Source organism: Streptomyces sp. NPDC054840 (genome assembly GCF_053611065.1).
In genome coordinates this window covers 1-1,611 of sequence record NZ_JBSGZP010001058.1, presented here as the reverse complement: position 1 = coordinate 1,611, position 1,611 = coordinate 1, and the positions used below count along the sequence as shown (strand labels likewise).

At 65.5% G+C, this 1,611-nt stretch carries 3 pseudogenes; 1 reads left to right on the top strand and 2 read right to left on the bottom strand.

Annotation, left to right across the window (positions count from 1 at the left end):
• Nucleotides 1–75, bottom strand: a pseudogene (locus ACWGIU_RS37470) (transposase); the annotation flags it as partial.
• Between the two features lie 189 nt (nucleotides 76–264).
• Nucleotides 265–469: pseudogene (locus ACWGIU_RS37465) on the bottom strand (IS5/IS1182 family transposase); the annotation flags it as partial.
• Between the two features lie 873 nt (nucleotides 470–1,342).
• On the opposite strand from ACWGIU_RS37465, the pseudogene ACWGIU_RS37460 reads away from it, so the two are divergent.
• Nucleotides 1,343–1,611 (top strand): annotated as a pseudogene (locus ACWGIU_RS37460) (hypothetical protein); the annotation flags it as partial.

The window sequence follows — 1,611 nt, the reverse complement described above, 5'->3', positions numbered from 1 at the left end:
CCCACCCTCGCCGGTCAGCTGCAGGCCCCGGGCCTGGGCCCGCGACACCAGCTCGTCGATCAGCCGGTCGTCCACCGCCTTCGCCGGCTACGGCTTGCCAGCCTCGACAGTCTCGGGCTCGGTCACATCGTCACTGATCACCGAGGCGATAACCCACCAGCCGGACAGGCCCGTCAGCCGGTCGTCGGCGTCGAAAGAGCGCTCCCCGTGCCACTGGGAGCGGGCTGGCTCAGGGGACCATGCCCGTCGCCCGAGACCGTCAACGGTCGCGATACCGATCCCGAACCCCCCGCGGCGAGCTGGGCATAGGTGTCACCGCACCGCAGATGGGCCAGGTCGGGCAGGGCCTGGCGGCGGCGGGCAGTCGCCGCCACCGTGTACCGAGCTCCCGCCGCCCCGCGGTGAGCTGACGCGTCAGATGCCGCAGGGTGCTGCTGGACAGATCGGTCGAGGACGGGTAGGCAAGCACGCGAAGCTCCTGGCAGACACGGGTGATCTTGGTCGAGAACCCCGTCTATTAGGAGCTTCGTCGTTGCGTACAGCCTTGACCCCCAACAACCCGGAATCGCAGGCAAGTTGGAAGAAGCTCATTGTGTCCGTCCGCCCCGGTGAAAATCAGACTGGCGCCGCGGCTGTCGTGCAGCAGCCCCACCCTTGCAACGGTGCAGCCGTCCTCGCCGTGGATGCGGCCCGCCATCCAGGCTTTGACGGCGGACGTTGATGACGCGGTCTCGACAGGCTGTTGGGAACCTTTGGGAGGATGAGGGCCAGTTCCGGGTTGCCGACCGGGTGACCACCTTTCGGTGATCGCTCCCACGACCGCCACGTCGCCCGACGGACGGCAGATGTGTGGCTCCAAGCCGCACCCACTCGGCATTTTGTCAGATCACTCCGCCCCATACCAATCACAATGACCCACCAGTCCGACAGTCACATGAACTGCCCACTGGTGCTTAGTTCTGCAACGGCGTTCGGCAGCGGCTTTGTTGGATTCCGGGAGTGGCGAGCGCTGATTAGGAGTGTTTTCGGGGGCACTTCACAGCTACGGGGCGATGAGCCCACGAGGCGGAACGACACACCGATTCGCGAGGTTTGCCCGAATTCGAGCCGTTTTATGTGCTCTTATGTGCCTCACCTCCTTGTAGTTAGCGAGGAGGTGACAGGTGGTCACGTCGAGGAGAGAGTGCGTCAGATGTTTGGATCAGAGGGCACGAGCAAGCGGCGCGGTTCACGGTCTGTGGCGCTGAGCCGTCACTGGCGGCTGGCAGTTCTGATGGCTGCTGGTTTCGCCACTGCGGTCGGTGGTAGCGCCAGCGCAGCGTCGGCCACGGCCGCCGGTTCCGTGAACACCGGCAAGGCGGCGCATCTGACTTCTGTCGTTGCTCCGCAGGGAGGCAGCGGTGAAGAGGGCGGCTCGCGGCCTGATGGTGCAGAGAACCGCGAGGATGCTGTCGGTAAGGAGCACGCCGGTAAGGAGCACGCCGGTAAGGAGCACGCCGGTAAGGAGAACGCCGGTAAGGAGAACGCCGGCAAGGAGAACGCCGGCAAGGAGAACGCCGGCAAGGAGAACGCCGGCAAGGAGAACGCCGGCAAGGAGAACGCCGGCAAGGA